Source organism: Gammaproteobacteria bacterium (assembly GCA_013003425.1).
Taxonomy (GTDB): domain Bacteria; phylum Pseudomonadota; class Gammaproteobacteria; order Steroidobacterales; family JABDKV01; genus JABDJB01.
The window spans coordinates 1-15394 of the sequence record JABDJB010000007.1 but is presented as its reverse complement, the minus strand read 5'-3'; the positions used below and the strand labels follow the sequence as shown (position 1 = coordinate 15394).

The following is a 15394-nucleotide window of genomic DNA, read 5'->3' as shown; positions in this document are numbered from 1 at the left end:
GACACAGAAATGGAGCGCATGGTTTTTCTCCTGGCGAATACGACCATTGACTATTACCAATGGTAGCCGGGGATTACTCAAACAATCAGGCTTTTGCGGGCAGGTATTTCTCGCGGCGCAGCTGTCGGGTCGGGAACTCGCGCGCTTTGAGCATCTCCATTGCTTCGTCGATCATGTCCGGATTACCACAAAGGTACACGATGTCAGTTTCGGGACGCGGATCGAGTGCCGCAATGTGAATCTGTACGTACCCCTCGCTCTCGTGCACTGCCGGCTCCTCCGGCATTTCGCGACTGTAACAAGCGTGGAATACGGCACCGTTGTTGTCATTACAGAAATCGATAAAGTCCTGAGCGTACAGCGCTTCTTCGCGCCGCCAGATACCCAGCAGAATATCGATGGTAAATCCCTTGCCCAGTAACTCTTTTAGCGCCGGCAGCATGGCACGGTACGGCGTTACGCCGGTACCGGTGGCGGCAAGAATGTAGCGGCACGGTTCGTCGTCGCGCAGCACGAACCGTCCATAGGGTCCGCTGGCGTTGATGGTGTCTCCAACCTTGAGGTTGAATAACAGCTCCGTTGCGCGGCCGCCCTTCACCGGCGATATGGCAACCTCGATCTCGCCGGAACCCGGCGGTGATGCAATTGAATAACTACGATGCACCGGCTGTTCATCCACCTCAAAGTGGATGTTGATGAATTGCCCGGCGGTGTATTCGAAGGGCTCGCCATCTTCACGCTCAAACCTGAGTGCCAGAATAGTCGGCGTGATCAATTCCACGCCCACCACAGTCAACGGAAAGGTCTTGAAGGCCATGTCAGTTGCGCTCCAGTCGCCCAGCCAGCGCAGCAAAAACATCAATCAGTATTGTTTTGGTCAATTCCCAGTTTTCCTCTGTTACCAGGTCAGGGTTGTCTTCATTCATGTACAACCGCTGACACATCTCAATTTGCACCGCATCCACTTCCGGCGCCTGGCCGTAATGATGCGTCGTGTAGCCGCCCTTGTAAGGGTCGTTTACCTGTACCTGCATACCGGACGCAGCAAAGTCATCGCGTAGCGTGGCGGTGAGCCAGCCGGCACAACTGGTCCCGTCGCGATCACCCAGGTAGATATCCCGCTGCAGCGCGCCATGCACCCGGTTGGCCCGCGATGCCACGCTGTGCGCATCGACCAGTACCACATGGCCAAACCTGTCGATTACACCCTGCAGTAGTCCGGCAAGGCGCTCGTGATACGGCTGATGATAGCGGTGTCGCAACGCTTCGATAGTCTGCGGGTCCGGAGGTTCCCTGAAAATCTGTTCGCCGTCAAAGGTTTCACAGGCAACCAGGCCGGTTTCAAAGCGTCCCGGGTACAGCGGGGCCCCGTCCGGTGAGCGGTTCAGGTCAACGGCCAGACGCGTGTAACGGGCGTGCAGCACGTTAATACCCATCTCCGGCAGGAAGTCATACAGACGGTGCAAATGCCAGTCGGTCATCGGCAGATTGCGCTTCGACTCGTCAGCAAGACGCGCGGCAATTTCTTCCGGCACCTCGACGCCGGTATGCGGGATGCTGACAACGATCGGAACAGGGTCGCCGCGTGCCGGCAACTCGACAAAAGCGCTCATGCACACAGCCGTTGCATGACCGCTACAAACTGCGCATCCGGCTCAGCGTCGGGGGCACAGAGACGGCCGCCAACATAGACCTCCGCGATGTTAGCGGCATCGCCACCTGTAACCAGCGCGTCCATCGCGCGCATCGGCGCCAATCCGCTCAGCGGCGGACGCTCACTGAGTACCGCCAGGTCAGCAGAACAACCGACCTCGATGCGCCCGGCGTTCAGAGCCAGCACGCCTGCGCCAGCGCGGGCCGTATGGGCCCAAAGCCTCGCACCCAATCCGTCCTGGTCGGCCAGCACCGCACGACGCTGCCGCACCAGCCGCTGCGCATACTCCATCAGCCGCAGCTCTTCGACAACGTCGATACGTGCATTGCAGTCAGAACCAATGGCGATGCGGCCGCCAGCGTGGATAAATTCTTTCACCGGGAACACGCCGTCGCCCAGGTTGGCTTCGGTCAGCGGGCACAGCACGACGTTGACGCCATTGTCCAGCATCAGCCGCATGTCGTGCTCGTTGACGTGAGTGGCATGTACAAAAGACCACAACGGATTAAGCGCGCAGTGTTCGGCAATCAATGCAACCGGTGTAAACCCGGTGGCCTGTCCGGTTGCTTCCACCTCAGCCATCTGCTCGGCGACATGCATATGGATCACCATGTCATCACCGACGATTTCGCGGGCGCCGGCAACGACCTCAGGCAATACCGCCGGATCAACGGCCCGCACCGAGTGTGGTGCGATGCCGGCCACCGCGTCACCAAGCCGGGCAACCAGCTGCAGGTAGTCGTCCACTGTCTTGTGCACAAACCGTCGCTGCATATCCGTAGCGGGATGACCAAAACCGCCGCGCTGGTACAGCACCGGCAACAGCCGCAGGCGGATTCCGGTGTCTGCTGCTGCGTCAATCACAGCCTGCGCCATCTCTGTGCCGGCACTGCCATCCACATTGTGGTGCAGGTAATGAAATTCTGCGGCTGTCGTGTATCCGGCAGCCAGCATTTCACGAAAAGCGCGCCGTGCAATGACATATTGATCGCGCGGCGTGGTGTTCTGCGCAATGCGGTACATCAGTTCGCGCCAGCCCCAGAAGCTGCGATCGCCTCCGGCAGCCTCGACAAAACCCGTCATCACACGCTGGAAACAGTGGCTGTGCGCATTGACCATGCCGGGCAAAGCCAGCCAGCCATCCCATGGGCCGTCTGCCGCATCTTCCACGGCGGTGATCAGCCCCGTATCATCGACCTGTAACTGCACGGGCCGGATACCGTCCGGCAGGAGCGCGTTTTGAAACCGCAATGTCTTCATCGAGTATTGATGTGCATGACCTGATTGTTAAGAACGCAAGATTGTACCCGATGGCAGGTGATGTCCGGCCAGCCGCCGCCACCTCTTTTGCGGTTAGCGGCGGTCGTATCAGCGCCCTGCCGGCCAGCGGCGAGGCAACCAGCACCATTGATGCAGGTGGCCGTGTCGTACTACCAGGGCTAATCGATTGTCACACCCATGCGCTTTATGCCGGTGACCGGATGGCCGAACACAAACGCCGGCTTGAGGGTGCCACCTACGCACAGATCGCCCGCGAAGGTGGCGGCATCTCCTCCACGGTACGTGCAGTGCGCGCCGCCAGCGAAGACCAGCTGGTCGAACAGACGTTGCCACGGGTTGCGGCACTGGCGCGCGAAGGCGTGACCACAATTGAAATAAAAAGCGGTTACGGACTTACCACCAGTGACGAACTGAAGATGTTACGCGCGATTGGCAGCGTTGCGCGTAATACGGAGCAGCGCATCGTGCCGACTTTCCTCGGTGCGCACGCTATCCCGGCAGAATCGGGCAAGGAAAAATACGTCGCAGAAATATGCCAGGAGATGCTGCCGGCCGTAGCCGAGCAAAAACTCAGCGACACCTGCGACATATATATCGAGTCAATAGCATTCGACCAGGACGCGGCCCGGACCATACTCGAGCGCGCCGCAGCACTCGGCCTGCAGCGGCGCGCACACACCGAGCAGTTGTCCAATTCCGGCGGCACGGCCCTCGCGGCCGCGCTTGGCGCGCTGTCCTGCGATCATCTCGAGTGCGCCGAAGACGATGACATACAGGCGATGGGCATTCACGGCGCCGTCGCGGTGCTGCTGCCCGGGGCCTATTATTTCCTGCGCGAGATCCATCGCCCGCCACTGGCTTCGCTGCACCGGCACAAGGTGCCGATAGCCGTTGCCAGTGACCTGAACCCTGGCACGTCTCCCATCGCCAGCCTGCTGACCGCGATGCACATGGCGACCATCATGTTTGGCCTTACTGCTGATGAAGCGCTGCTGGGTGTCACCCAAAATGCCGCCAGGGCGCTTGGCAAACAAGACAATATCGGCACACTTGAAGTTGGCAAGCTGGCTGACTTTTCGCTATGGGATATTCCGGCCCCGGAATTCCTGCTCTACCGACTGGGCGGAATCACTCCGGAAGCGGTCTATATCAACGGGCAACCGGTATGAGCAAACTGGAACTGGACGGCAGTAGCCTGCGTCTCAAGGATCTGCTGCACCTCGAAGACTGCAAACCCTCACTCAGCGCGTCGGCGGTGCAGTCGATGAACGCAGCCGTAACGTCATTGCGGAAAATTGTCGACGAAGGACAGGTAGTTTACGGAGTCAACACCGGGTTTGGCGCTTTTGCCAACCGCCGCATCGATCGTGATGCGGTCGAAACGCTGCAGTACAACCTGGTTCGAAGTCATGCGTGCGGCGTCGGCCAGCCATTACCGTCCGCGGTGGTTCGCCGTGCAATGCTGCTCAAGGCAAACAGCCTGGCGGCAGCGCTTTCCGGCGCCCGGCCGCTGCTGGCGGAAACTCTGCTGGCAATGGTGGATCACGATATAACCCCGCTGATCCCGTCGCGCGGGTCGGTCGCAGCTTCAGGCGACCTTGCACCGCTGGCGCACATGGCATTGGCACTCATTGGTGAAGGTGAAGCCCGACAGGGCGATCGCGAGCTGTCGGGCAGCGACGTGCTCGAGGCTGCGGGTGTGAAACCCGTGGTGCTGCAGGCCAAGGAAGGGCTTGCCATGATAAATGGCACACAGATCAGCACCGCACTGGCTGTCGAGGGCCTGATACGCGCCGAACGCCTGCTCAACGCTGCCATTGTAATCGGCGCGCTGTCTGTCGAAGCGCTGGCCGGAAGTTTTACGCCCTTTGATCAGCGCATACACAAAGCGAGTAACCTGCAGGGACAGCAGAAAGTCGCCGAGCAGTTTCGAAACTTGCTGACCGGCAGCGATATCAACAACTCGCATGTCGATTGTGACCGGGTGCAGGATCCCTATTCGCTGCGCTGCATGCCACAGGTGCTCGGGGCTGTGTGGGACGCGCTGGATCATGTGGCCGACGTTCTGGCACGACAAATAAATGGTGTCACCGACAATCCGTTGATATTTGGTAACGATGTGCTGTCGGGCGGAAACTTTCATGCCGAGCCGCTGGGCTTTGTATGCGACTACATGACAATTGCAGTCGCCGAGCTGGCGAGTATTGCCGAGCGGCGTATCGACCTGATGGACCGCAAGATCAACCCGAATCTGAGCATGTTCCTCACCTCGGAGCCCGGCCTGGAATCGGGCTACATGGTCGCGCATGTCACCGCTACGGCACTGGTGTCGGAAAACAAGACACTGGCGCATCCGGCCTCGGTCGACAGCCTGCCCACCTCCGCCGGGCAGGAAGACCACGTCAGCATGGCTGCCTGGGCCGGAATCAAACTCAACCGCGTCTGTGACAACGTCGGCTACGTACTGGCCATTGAGCTGATTGCAGCGGCGCATGCCATCGACGCACAACGGCCGCTGAAAACGACGCCACAACTCGAACCGCTGCACGCCTGGGTACGCCAGCGCGTCGCCTACGACCCGAAAGACCATCGACACGACAAGGAAATCGCCAGCATTTCCAGCGCCATAAAAAAGGGAGCACTTGAGCACTTCCTCCCCCGGCGCAAGCTGACGGATGTTGTCGAAAAGTAAACACCTTGCAAAAGTTTGCCTCGCTGAACTGCGGCACTGATACCGGACGTGATATCGTGCGCGGCCGTGCGTGAAATCACTCGTAAGCTGCTACCCGCAATTGTCGTACTGCTCCTGGCAGGCGCCACCGTGGGTGTGGGTGCTGCCGAAGACGGGCAATCCATACAGGTCGAGTCCGGCGATACGCTGTTTGGCCTGGTGCGGATGCATTACCCGAACCAGCCGGCACGCTGGTCACTGATCGAAAACGAGATATTCATTGCCAACCCGCACGCATTCAGCAACGAGGACAAATCACAGTTGCGCGTCGGTGCCTGGCTGGAACTACCCGAATACGTAATCCCGGACGACACCCCCGAACCGGAACCGGCACCGGAGCCGCCACGGCTGGAGCTGACCACCGTGGGCACGGTGACTGCGCTCAGCGGCATTCCGCTGGCACTGGATCTTAACAATGAGGAGCGCCAGCTGGCGCTGCAGGGCGACGTGTTTCGCGGTGACACCATCATGACCCGTGACGACAGCGAGGCGCGGCTGCAGATGAGTGACGGCGCGCAGCTGCATCTGCGGCCAAATTCGCGCGTGGTTATTGAAGATTACGGTTTCAATGAGTTCACTCCGAGCGCCAGCCGCAGCATCATCACGCTGCTGAAAGGCGGTTTCCGGGCCATCACCGGTCTGATTGCACGACGCAACCCGGCCTCATTTCGTATTAACACGGTGGTGGCAACCATCGGCGTACGTGGCACCGATTTTGGCGTGCGCGTGTGTGAGCCCAACGAGTGCTCGCTGCCGGAAGCGGGCGTGTTTGAGGCGGGTAATTATTCCGGCGTGCTCGACGGCGAAATCACTCTCAGCAATGACACCGGAACGGTAGGCATACCACGCGGCGAGTTCATGCGCACAACAAGTGCCGATGAAGCGCCGGAACCGGCGCCCGAAGCGGCCCTGCTGATCTTCAGCCCCGATGAACTGGCCGCACTGGAAGAAGACACCAGACCACTGAATTTTTTCCAGTGGCTGCGCTCGATCCTGTTCAAGGACTAATCTGCCGACACCAGCGGCAACCGCTCTCTCGCGTGGGAGTCGATTCCCAAGCCAATATCCACTGCAATTCTGCCCGTAGTGTGGTCTTATGTCGCACCGTGGCGCGACATATGGCAACTCCACATTGACGAGGGAATTCAATTGCATAGAATCGTAGTTATCCCCGGATAAGGAAAAGAACAAGTGTCCGTATTCGTAAGACTGGGGGGTCGTCTTGAGCATATTCTCAACCTCGAGGTAGCGCTCGACTGCCCGCACTGCAACGTGCATTCACACCTTAGTGCGGTATCGGTACCGCGCTACGAATACCTTGCGCGGTTTAAACCTGATCATACCGGCATCGTGTTTCGCTGCGACTCGTGTAACGATCCGGTATTCCTGCGTTTCGGCGTTGTCCAGTATGCAACCGACCATGCCGAGCTGGACAGCTTGTATGAAGAAGTCGAACGCCCGAATGAACGCTTTGAGCTGAACGGCAATAACAGGGCTGTCCAGTCGTTATTCAATGAAGCACTCACCTGCTATGCGTCAGGCTGTCTCGATGCATTCGCTTCGATGTGCCGGCGCACCGCCCAGGCTGTTTTTGATGACCTCGGCGAAAGCGGCAAGCTGACGGCCTTTGATGAGTTCAACGACGCCGCACGCCTCGCCGGCCTCGATGACGACACGCTGTCTATGCTGCGCAAAGTGGTATTCGACAGCGATACCGACGGTCGCTCCAATATCCCGCAGCTTGAAGACGAATCAGCCGGCGTGCTGCTGGAAATGATGAAAGATCTGCTCTACCAGATCTATGTCCGGCGTGGCCGCCTGCGCAGAGCGCTCGCCGAACGCACCCATCGCCTTCAGGTCGACGACGAAGACGCCCATCGGGCCTGATACCACGGATGCAGAACCTCCCGGTTCGCGGCTGAAGCCGCTCCTGCAGGTTAAGGCCATCCGGTTCGCGGCTGAAGCCGCTCCTGCAGCACGGAGTCTCGCGACGAAATTCATGCGCTGGTAAGCTTTCGCCAGCAACAATGGAGGTCATCGTGGGCAGTCGATTCCGCGACGTAGAACTGCACGCACCAACCGGCGCACAAATGCAGTGTAAAGGCTGGGTACAGGAAGCTGCCTTGCGCATGCTGCACAACAACCTCGACCCGGACGTTGCCGAAAATCCCAAAGAGCTGATTGTTTATGGCGGCATCGGCCGCGCTGCGCGTGACTGGGAATCGTTTGACGCCATCGTAGCCACGCTCAGGCGGCTGGAGAACGACGAAACACTGCTCGTACAGTCCGGCAAACCTGTCGGTGTTTTCAAGACTCACGAGATGGCGCCACGGGTGCTGATCGCCAACTCCAACCTGGTCGGCAACTGGGCCAACTGGGAGCACTTTTTCGAGCTGGATAAAAAAGGCCTGATGATGTTCGGCCAGATGACGGCCGGCTCGTGGATCTACATAGGTTCGCAGGGCATCGTGCAGGGTACTTATGAGACTTTTGCCGAGGCGCTGCGCCAACACTATGACGGCAGTGGCAAGGGGCGCTGGCTGTTGACCGGTGGTCTGGGCGGCATGGGCGGTGCGCAGCCGCTGGCATCGGTATTTGCCGGGATGAGTTGTCTTGGCGTGGAAATTGATCCCGAGCGCATCGAAAAGCGCCTGCAGACCGGCTACCTTGATCACAAAGCCGACAGCCTCAGCGAGGCGCTGCGCCTGATCGATGCCGCGCATGCCAGGGGCGAGGCAGTCAGTGTCGGCCTGCTCGGCAATGCCGCTGAAGTATTTCCACAGATACTCGCCGGTGACAGGCAGCCGGACATGGTCACTGACCAGACCTCGGCACACGACCCGTTGAATGGCTACATTCCGTCCGGATATTCACTGCTGCGTGCCGCACAATTGCGCGAATCGGACCCGGCCGAATACGTGAAATTGTCAAAGCAATCCATGGCGCTGCAGGTGCGCGCAATGCTCGGCTTTCATGAGCGCGGAATTCCGACATTTGATTACGGCAACAACATACGTGCCATGGCGCAGGACGCGGGCGTGGAAAACGCTTTCGACTTTCAGGGCTTTGTACCGCTGTACATCCGTCCGCTGTTTTGCGAAGGCATCGGGCCATTTCGCTGGGCGGCGCTATCGGGCGACCCGGAAGACATACACCACACCGACAAAAAGGCCCGCGAACTGTTTCCGGACAAGGAAAGCCTGCATCGCTGGCTGGACCATGCCGCAGCGCGTATCCAGTTCCAGGGCCTGCCGTGCCGTATCTGCTGGCTCGGCTACAAGGAACGCCACCTGCTGGGGCTTGCATTCAATGAAATGGTACGCAGCGGGGAACTGAAAGCACCGATCGTAATTGGCCGGGATCACCTCGATTCGGGCTCGGTCGCATCACCTAATCGGGAAACTGAAGGGATGCAGGACGGCAGTGACGCTGTGGCCGACTGGCCGCTGCTCAACGCCATGCTCAACACCGCCAGCGGCGCGTCATGGGTGAGTTTTCATCACGGTGGCGGTGTCGGTATGGGCTATTCGCTGCATGCCGGCGTGGTAATCGTCGCCGACGGCTCCGAACGCGCCGAAAAAGCGCTGCAGCGAGTGCTGGTCAACGACCCGGGCACCGGGGTAATGCGCCACGCTGATGCCGGCTACGACCGCGCCATCGAGGTCGCACGCGAACGTGGCCTCGATTTGCCGATGGTCAGGACATAACAGGCCGGCCTGGTCGCCCCTTCTACCATTCGCCGGAATTGCCCATAGACTTCCACGGCTCGGTCAGGGGCAGCGCTTCACCCTCTTGCAGTAACTCGATGGAAATATTGTCGGGCGAGCGGACAAAAGCCATGCGCCCGTCGCGTGGCGGCCGGTTGATGGTGACGCCGGCATCCATCAGTTTCTGGCATGTCTCGTAGATGTTCCCGACCCGGTACGCCAGGTGCCCGAAGTTGCGTCCGCCGCCGTAGTTATCAGGATCCCAGTTGTAGGTGAGTTCCACCATTGGTGCGCTTTCTTCACCCGCGCGATCCACGTCGCCGGGTGCTGCAAGAAATACCAGCGTAAAGCGCCCCTGCTCGTAATCATTACGCCGTACTTCGACCAGTCCGAGACTGTCACGATAGAACCTGAGTGACTCGTCCAGATCCGACACCCGAACCATTGTGTGCAGATATCTCATCACGACCCCCTGTTTGGTTAACCTTTATTATGAGCAAACGGCCACAACCTTGCAGCAACGACCGCAGTCGGCATCAGCTGCGGCATGCCTGGTTATTTCCTGTTAGCGCGTTTGCGCTGAGCCCGCCTGATAAACGTTCGCGCAGTCGTATACTGCCGCGCCGTATTGATCGAGATCCAGCGCGAAACCGGGTAGCCGCCTGCCCATTCGAATACTCCGACATCGAGCAGCTCGCCTTCATCCAGGCCGTCGATAACCTGTAATGCCCGGCGATAACCCTGCTCCAGTCGCTGGCGTAACGACTTGTAGGATTCACGCCGGCATTTTTTCACGATATCGGCATTGAGACGCGGGGTTTCCTTCCAGCGATAACCGTCGGCCGGCGTGACCGGTCGTTCGCCCCGTTGGCCGGCTTCAACCCAGTCAATGACGTGTTCAGTCCACCAGACGCGCACCGCCAACAGGTCCTTTATCGACCAGTCATCAACGCAATGCAGGCTGCCCGCCCGCGACCCTGTTGCTTCCAGCTCCGCATGAAGCTTTTCGTAAGTCGACTGCAGGTAGTCGACCAGATCTTTACGAGACTTTGGAATCGGCATCGCATTCTGGCAGCACTGCAGCTCTTACTACCATGCCAGCCCGTAATCTTCACCGAAGTCGCTGGCGCCACCCCACAGCGTGCCATTGTCGTGGTCGAAGTAGATGGCGGTAATCGGCCCGGATGTGCGCTGGCGCGTCTCGACCTTGTAACCCATCTTCTTCAGCTGTTGCTGCGTGAACTCAGGTAAGTCGTCCCGCACCCGCAAGCGGCCGGGCTCAGCAGTATGGGCGCCGAAACTCGACTGCATCTGGTAGCTGTTGATATTGGCGGCCTCCACTGCCTCCTGCACGTTCATACCGAACTCGACGACATTGAGAAAAAACTGCAGCAGGTTCTGGTCCTGACTATCACCGCCCTGCACTGCAAATGAGAGGTAGGGCTTACCATCGCGGATGGCCATACCAGGCGTCAGCGTGGCACGCGGGCGCTGCCCGGGCGTGAGCACGTTGTAGGGGTTCATCGCCGGATCCAGCACAAAACTCTGCATACGCTGCGACAGGCCGATACCTGTTTTGCCGGCAATGAATGCCGGGATCCAGCCACCGGATGGCGTCACCGATACGATCCAGCCCTCTGCATCGGCAGCCTGTATCGATGTGGTGCCGGCCATGAAGGCCTCGTCTGGCGTCAGCAGGTTGGTCTGCTGCCAGCCCGCTTCGCCTTCCGCATCGGCCGCAGGCGGCACATTGGTCCAGTCCTTCAGCAAATCAAGATACGGGTTTTTTCCCTTCTGGAATTTATAGGGGTCGCCTGGTTTTGCACCGGCATCATTGCGGCGCCAGTCAATCTTCTCAAAACGGCTCTGCGCGTATTTTTTCGATAATAAACCGGCGATTGGTTCCACCGGCGGCATGTACGGGTCGCCGTAATAAAAATCACGATCGGCAAAGGCCAGGTTCATCGCCTGGTACAGCGCGTGTATGTACCGCGTGCTGTTGTAGCCCATCGCGGCAACATCGGCACTCTCCAGAATATTCAGCGCCTGCAGCATGACCGGGCCCTGCACCCAGTGGGTGAGCTTGTAGACCTCGATACCCTTGTAGGTGCTCATCACCGGCTGCTCAATCTTCACTTCCCAGCTGGCAAGATCCTGCATGGTAATCAGACCGCCGGCGGCCTGTGTCGCGCGTACCAGCTCGGCGGCGATATCGCCTTTGTAAAAGCGCTCGTAGGCAGCATAGATGGCCGCCTTGCGATCAGCGCCTTTATCCAGGGCGGTTTGTTCAGCAGCAACAAGTTTTTTTAACGTGTCCAGCAGCTCAGCCTGACGCAGCACTTCGCCCGGATACGGCGCCGCACGGCAGTCAGCCTTGCGCGAGCGCTTGCATTCCTCCAGGTGCGGCAGGAAAACTTTTGCCGAGTACTCCCACTGCGACAGAACTTCGCGGCGCCTTTCCATGTTGTCCGCCTGCGACTGTTCGACCGGGTAGCCGGCGGCCATATCCATCGCCGGCGCCAGGACGTCAGCCAGTGACAAGGTGCCCCACTCCGCCAGCATGGTCATCAGGGCTCCCGGTGTGCCGGGCGTTACGGCGGCCAGCGGGCCGAATTCCGGCGGGTAGCGCATACCTTTCGAACGAAAGAATTCCGCCGTGGCACCCGTTGGCGCCACGCCAAGGCCATTGATGCCGATAACCTTCTTTTGCTGCGGGTGATAAATCAGCGCCTGAGTCTCGCCACCCCAGCCCAGCGTGTCCCACATGGTTGAAGTAGCGGCCAGCATGGCGCAGGTGGCGTCGACCGCGTTACCACCGCGGGCAAATATCATCGCCCCGGCCGTGGCTCCCAGCGGTTTGCCGGTGATGGCCACCCAATGCTTGCCGTGCAGAACCGGTTTGACCGTGCGTTGCGCGTCGGTCGATGCAGAAAAAAGGACAGCCAGCAAAAAAACAACAGCGCTGCGAATCATCACCGGACCCCCTGTGGTGTTGAAACAGGATTGTACGGAATTCTGTGCGCCCGGCGGAGCTTATCGTCAGGAATGGTCGTATTCAGTGAGGATACTGCTCAACATGGGCCGGGTGTGCGCTTCGACCGGGTCTTCGCCGCCGATTTCATATTCGCCACGATCAAAGGCCCGGTAAATCGAATCGGCCGGCTGCGGCAGCTCGATCGGTGCAGCAACGTAAAGCGCATAAAGCTCATTGGCCACCGCATCCGCATGCTCAAATGAAAGCCGGCCGTCGAGAAAACGCCGCGCGATTTTCAGCGCCACTTCATTGGAAAACGGGTAAATAGATGACAGGTTGTCGCTGAACCAAGCCTCGTATACGGGCACCTCGCATGTTCCCGCAATGGCTTCACGTATGAACTGTTCTGCCAGTTTTTTCATGCCTGCATCCGGCTGGCGTTTCGACTGGCGGCCAGCTTGCCGGCCATCGCGCTCGCCGATTTACAGACATCCGGTGCCGTCACAGGTGCAACTCGACAATGTCGCCATCGGCGACAAGATGATCCGGACCGACCTGCTGGCCATCAAAGACTTCGGCACCCCACATGCGAGCAAACTTCAGATCGCGGGCAACTTCCTTGTGCACCAGTCTCGCAATATCACTGACCGTACCACCGCGGCGCACGGTAAACGGCTGGTCCTTTTCAAACGGCTTGCCGGGGGTTTTTGTGTATACGCGAACCACTTCGAGCGCAGAAAACAGGAAGCTGCCAATGTCAGCAAGGCCCTGCCCGGTCGCGGCTGACACCGTGAGCGCGGGAAAATTCAGCCCGAGCAATTCTTCCAGAACCGCAACTTCTTCCGGCTCCGGATCCAGATCGCACTTGTTGGCGACCAGCAGCGTGGGCAGCTCCAGGCGAAACGGATCGTCGTTTTCATCAGCGGCCTGTTCCGCCGGCTCGACGCCGGCAATCCCGGGCCAGCCCGCAACCAGGAACACCTTTTTTTCGGCCAGACGCCGGAGGATAAAAGGCACCTGCTCGATGCATTCCGGGTCTGCTACGTCGATCACCAGCAGGGCCCCATCGGCCGGCTGCAATGCATTGACATACCACGACTCCATAAAGTCCTCGGACAATGGCGGCAGGTCGACAAGCTGGAAGTGAATATCCTCGAACGGCAACATCCCGGGTGCCGGCACGTGCGTGGTGTACGGATAAGGACCGATCCCGGTGTGTGAGCCTGTCAGCTTTGCGTGCAGGCTGGATTTGCCACTGTTGGGCGGCCCGATCAGGCACAGCTGCGCCGCACCCTCCGGTCGCACCACGTAGGCCGGCCCGCTACGCTGGCCGCCCTTTTTAGGCCCCGCCAGTTCCTCTGTCAGTTGCTTGATGCGGCTTTTTATATCGGCCTGCAGGTGCTCGGTGCCTTTGTGCTTCGGGATGGTGCGCAACATCTCCTTCAGGCAAGTGAGTCGCTCCCCGGGCTCGCGCGCGTGGCGATAAGCCTCTTCGGCTTTTTTGTATTCCGGTGTTACGTTGGTGGGCATCAGCTGCCGCGTCAGCCGCTGCACCTGCCGGTTACAATGTGTGCAGGTGCATCAAACTCCACGCTGCCGTCGACAGTAACAAATTGCGCCAGCACGTGCTCGGCATCGGCGAGTATTCTTTCAATCCTGTCTTCCGACAAGTGCACCCCCATCACAGGCAGCCAGCCACGCAGGTCGGCTTCCACCATGGCGCGCACACTGGGAAAAGTGGCGCGTCCATGATGGGTCGCAATCTCGACTTCCTGCACGCCAGCGACTTCAAACAGGCCGGCCAGTTCCAGTGTGTCACCCAGTACGAAGGGCGCGCGCAACGCGTCACCGGCTTCGACACCGCCAACCCGGTCCAGCAGGTTGACTGCGTCGGGATAGGCCTCGGACTTTTCCAGCGATTCCCACACGGCAATCGCAAGACGGCCGCCTGGTTTCAATACCCGCAACATTTCCCGGATCGCCAACGTGCGGTCACTGAAAAACATCAGGCCGAACTGGCTGACAACGGCATCAAAACTTCCGGTCTCGAAAGGCAGCGATTCGGCCAGGCCCTGGCGCCACTCGATTTCGGGCGCCATGCGTGCGGCAACCGCCAGCATACCGGCCCCGGCATCCAGACCAGCCACACGGCCATCGTTTCCCACCTGGCGGGCAACTTCGCGCGCCAGCACGCCAGTACCGCAGGCAACATCCAGCACCTGCATGCCGGGAGTAATAGCCGCGGCGGCGATGAGCCTTGGCGCCCACTGGCGGAACAGGGCCGGCACATGCAGGTCTTCATAAGCTGCTGCACCGGCAATCTCCTGTGCGGAAGCCGAAATAGCCATACAACTGCCCTCATTGCTTCGCCTCAGGCATTATAACCAGCCAACCACGAGACTACTCAGCTAAACCAGCTTGCCCTGACATGGTGAAGACATGAATAGAGTGCCCATCCTGCTGACCCTGATGACGCTGCTGGCCGGCTGCGCCACCGTTGACCCCGACTATGAATCGCCGTCGGTCACGGTAAGCAGCTTTCGGGCGATCGCGGTCCCCAACGGCATTCCCAATTTCGAAATCGGGCTGCGCGTGCTCAATCCCAATGCCACGCCGCTGGAATTGCGCGGTATTTCCTTCGCCATCAGCCTGGACGGTCAGCGGCTGATTCGCGGAGTCGGTAACGAGCTGCCGGTGATCAAACCTTATGGCGCCGGTAATTTTACGGTGACAGCTTCAGCGAATGTGCTGGCGGGTATTCGTTTCTTCGCCAACTGGGCCGAAACCGCGAGCGATGAGATCAACTATGAATTCAAGGCCAAACTTGACGTGGGCGCCCTGCGCCGGGCGATCCGGATAAAGGAATCGGGCAGCCTGTCACTAGGCGCCCAACAGACAAACTAGTCCGGCGCCGTCAGCCCGGTGGCCCGCGCAGCGATGCGCCAGGCCAGGCCTCTGAGGTCGATGCGCCCGTCACGATTAGCCTGCACGGCAACTGTCGTGCCGCTGTCCAGGTCGTGCAGCACGTGACTGCGAAAACCCGGCCA

General features: G+C 59.6%; 16 protein-coding genes. 6 read left to right on the top strand and 10 right to left on the bottom strand.

Annotation, left to right across the window (positions count from 1 at the left end; all coding sequences use genetic code 11):
* Positions 1-85: 85 nt before the first annotated feature.
* The 3 genes from HKN06_01330 to hutF are packed head-to-tail and all read right to left on the bottom strand — an operon-like array spanning position 86 to position 2914.
* A complete protein-coding gene (locus HKN06_01330) occupies positions 86-862 on the bottom strand; it encodes a ferredoxin--NADP reductase (GenBank protein NNF59951.1) in 777 nt (258 codons plus the stop codon).
* Entirely contained in the window at positions 819-1613 is a 795-nt protein-coding gene (locus HKN06_01325) for an N-formylglutamate deformylase (GenBank protein NNF59950.1), read from the bottom strand. The genes HKN06_01330 and HKN06_01325 overlap by 44 nt, the downstream gene beginning before the upstream one ends.
* Positions 1610-2914, bottom strand: coding sequence for a formimidoylglutamate deiminase (hutF, locus tag HKN06_01320; protein NNF59949.1), 1305 nt, complete (start codon positions 2912-2914; stop codon positions 1610-1612). Before hutF ends, HKN06_01325 begins: the two co-directional genes overlap by 4 nt.
* On the opposite strand from hutF, the gene hutI reads away from it, so the two are divergent.
* The 5 genes from hutI to hutU all read left to right on the top strand — a co-directional run bounded on the left by hutI (position 2905) and on the right by hutU (position 9373).
* Complete coding sequence (hutI, locus tag HKN06_01315; protein ID NNF59948.1) at positions 2905-4104, top strand: imidazolonepropionase; 1200 nt, start codon at positions 2905-2907, stop codon at positions 4102-4104. The genes hutF and hutI overlap by 10 nt on opposite strands.
* Positions 4101-5627, top strand: a complete 1527-nt coding sequence (gene hutH, locus HKN06_01310; GenBank protein ID NNF59947.1) for a histidine ammonia-lyase — start codon at positions 4101-4103, stop codon at positions 5625-5627. The genes hutI and hutH overlap by 4 nt, the downstream gene beginning before the upstream one ends.
* Before the next feature lie 66 nt (positions 5628-5693).
* On the top strand, positions 5694-6674 hold the full coding sequence (locus tag HKN06_01305; GenBank protein NNF59946.1) for a FecR domain-containing protein: 981 nt from the start codon (positions 5694-5696) through the stop codon (positions 6672-6674).
* 183 nt (positions 6675-6857) lie between these two features.
* Positions 6858-7553, top strand: a complete 696-nt coding sequence (locus tag HKN06_01300) for a hypothetical protein (protein ID NNF59945.1) — start codon at positions 6858-6860, stop codon at positions 7551-7553.
* 140 nt (positions 7554-7693) lie between these two features.
* Positions 7694-9373, top strand: a complete 1680-nt coding sequence (gene hutU / locus HKN06_01295) for a urocanate hydratase (protein NNF59944.1) — start codon at positions 7694-7696, stop codon at positions 9371-9373.
* Positions 9374-9395: 22 nt separating this feature from the next.
* Here hutU and HKN06_01290 read toward each other — a convergent pair whose 3' ends face one another.
* The 6 genes from HKN06_01290 to HKN06_01265 all read right to left on the bottom strand — a co-directional run bounded on the left by HKN06_01290 (position 9396) and on the right by HKN06_01265 (position 14695).
* Positions 9396-9836, bottom strand: coding sequence for a lactoylglutathione lyase (locus tag HKN06_01290; GenBank protein NNF59943.1), 441 nt, complete (start codon positions 9834-9836; stop codon positions 9396-9398).
* Positions 9837-9928: 92 nt separating this feature from the next.
* Complete coding sequence (locus tag HKN06_01285) at positions 9929-10435, bottom strand: ClbS/DfsB family four-helix bundle protein (protein ID NNF59942.1); 507 nt, start codon at positions 10433-10435, stop codon at positions 9929-9931.
* 27 nt (positions 10436-10462) lie between these two features.
* Complete coding sequence (locus HKN06_01280) at positions 10463-12346, bottom strand: gamma-glutamyltransferase family protein (protein ID NNF59941.1); 1884 nt, start codon at positions 12344-12346, stop codon at positions 10463-10465.
* Between the two features lie 66 nt (positions 12347-12412).
* A complete protein-coding gene (locus HKN06_01275; GenBank protein ID NNF59940.1) occupies positions 12413-12769 on the bottom strand; it encodes a hypothetical protein in 357 nt (118 codons plus the stop codon).
* A gap of 79 nt (positions 12770-12848) precedes the next feature.
* A complete protein-coding gene (locus HKN06_01270) occupies positions 12849-13877 on the bottom strand; it encodes a TGS domain-containing protein (GenBank protein NNF59939.1) in 1029 nt (342 codons plus the stop codon).
* 11 nt (positions 13878-13888) lie between these two features.
* A complete protein-coding gene (locus HKN06_01265) occupies positions 13889-14695 on the bottom strand; it encodes a methyltransferase domain-containing protein (protein NNF59938.1) in 807 nt (268 codons plus the stop codon).
* Between the two features lie 91 nt (positions 14696-14786).
* Here HKN06_01265 and HKN06_01260 point away from each other — a divergent pair, with 91 nt between their 5' ends.
* Positions 14787-15251: an LEA type 2 family protein gene (locus HKN06_01260; protein NNF59937.1), complete on the top strand. Its 465-nt coding sequence runs from the start codon at positions 14787-14789 to the stop codon at positions 15249-15251.
* On the opposite strand, the gene HKN06_01255 is transcribed toward HKN06_01260, so the two are convergent.
* Positions 15248-15394, bottom strand: a 147-nt coding sequence (locus tag HKN06_01255; GenBank protein ID NNF59936.1) for a hypothetical protein, incomplete at its 5' end; no start/stop codon positions are given. The genes HKN06_01260 and HKN06_01255 overlap by 4 nt on opposite strands.

Excerpts from the sequence above, each read along its gene's own strand:
- HKN06_01325 (NNF59950.1), bottom strand. The coding sequence starts at position 1,613 with ATGAGCGCTTTTGTCGAGTTGCCGGCACGCGGCGACCCTGTTCCGATC.
- hutI (NNF59948.1), top strand. The coding sequence starts at position 2,905 with ATGTCTTCATCGAGTATTGATGTGCATGACCTGATTGTTAAGAACGCA.
- hutF (NNF59949.1), bottom strand. The coding sequence starts at position 2,914 with ATGAAGACATTGCGGTTTCAAAACGCGCTCCTGCCGGACGGTATCCGG.
- hutH (NNF59947.1), top strand. The coding sequence starts at position 4,101 with ATGAGCAAACTGGAACTGGACGGCAGTAGCCTGCGTCTCAAGGATCTG.
- hutU (NNF59944.1), top strand. The coding sequence starts at position 7,694 with ATGGAGGTCATCGTGGGCAGTCGATTCCGCGACGTAGAACTGCACGCA.
- HKN06_01290 (NNF59943.1), bottom strand. The coding sequence starts at position 9,836 with ATGAGATATCTGCACACAATGGTTCGGGTGTCGGATCTGGACGAGTCA.
- HKN06_01285 (NNF59942.1), bottom strand. The coding sequence starts at position 10,435 with ATGCCGATTCCAAAGTCTCGTAAAGATCTGGTCGACTACCTGCAGTCG.
- HKN06_01280 (NNF59941.1), bottom strand. The coding sequence starts at position 12,346 with ATGATTCGCAGCGCTGTTGTTTTTTTGCTGGCTGTCCTTTTTTCTGCA.
- HKN06_01275 (NNF59940.1), bottom strand. The coding sequence starts at position 12,769 with ATGAAAAAACTGGCAGAACAGTTCATACGTGAAGCCATTGCGGGAACA.
- HKN06_01270 (NNF59939.1), bottom strand. The coding sequence starts at position 13,877 with ATGCCCACCAACGTAACACCGGAATACAAAAAAGCCGAAGAGGCTTAT.
- HKN06_01265 (NNF59938.1), bottom strand. The coding sequence starts at position 14,695 with ATGGCTATTTCGGCTTCCGCACAGGAGATTGCCGGTGCAGCAGCTTAT.
- HKN06_01260 (NNF59937.1), top strand. The coding sequence starts at position 14,787 with ATGAATAGAGTGCCCATCCTGCTGACCCTGATGACGCTGCTGGCCGGC.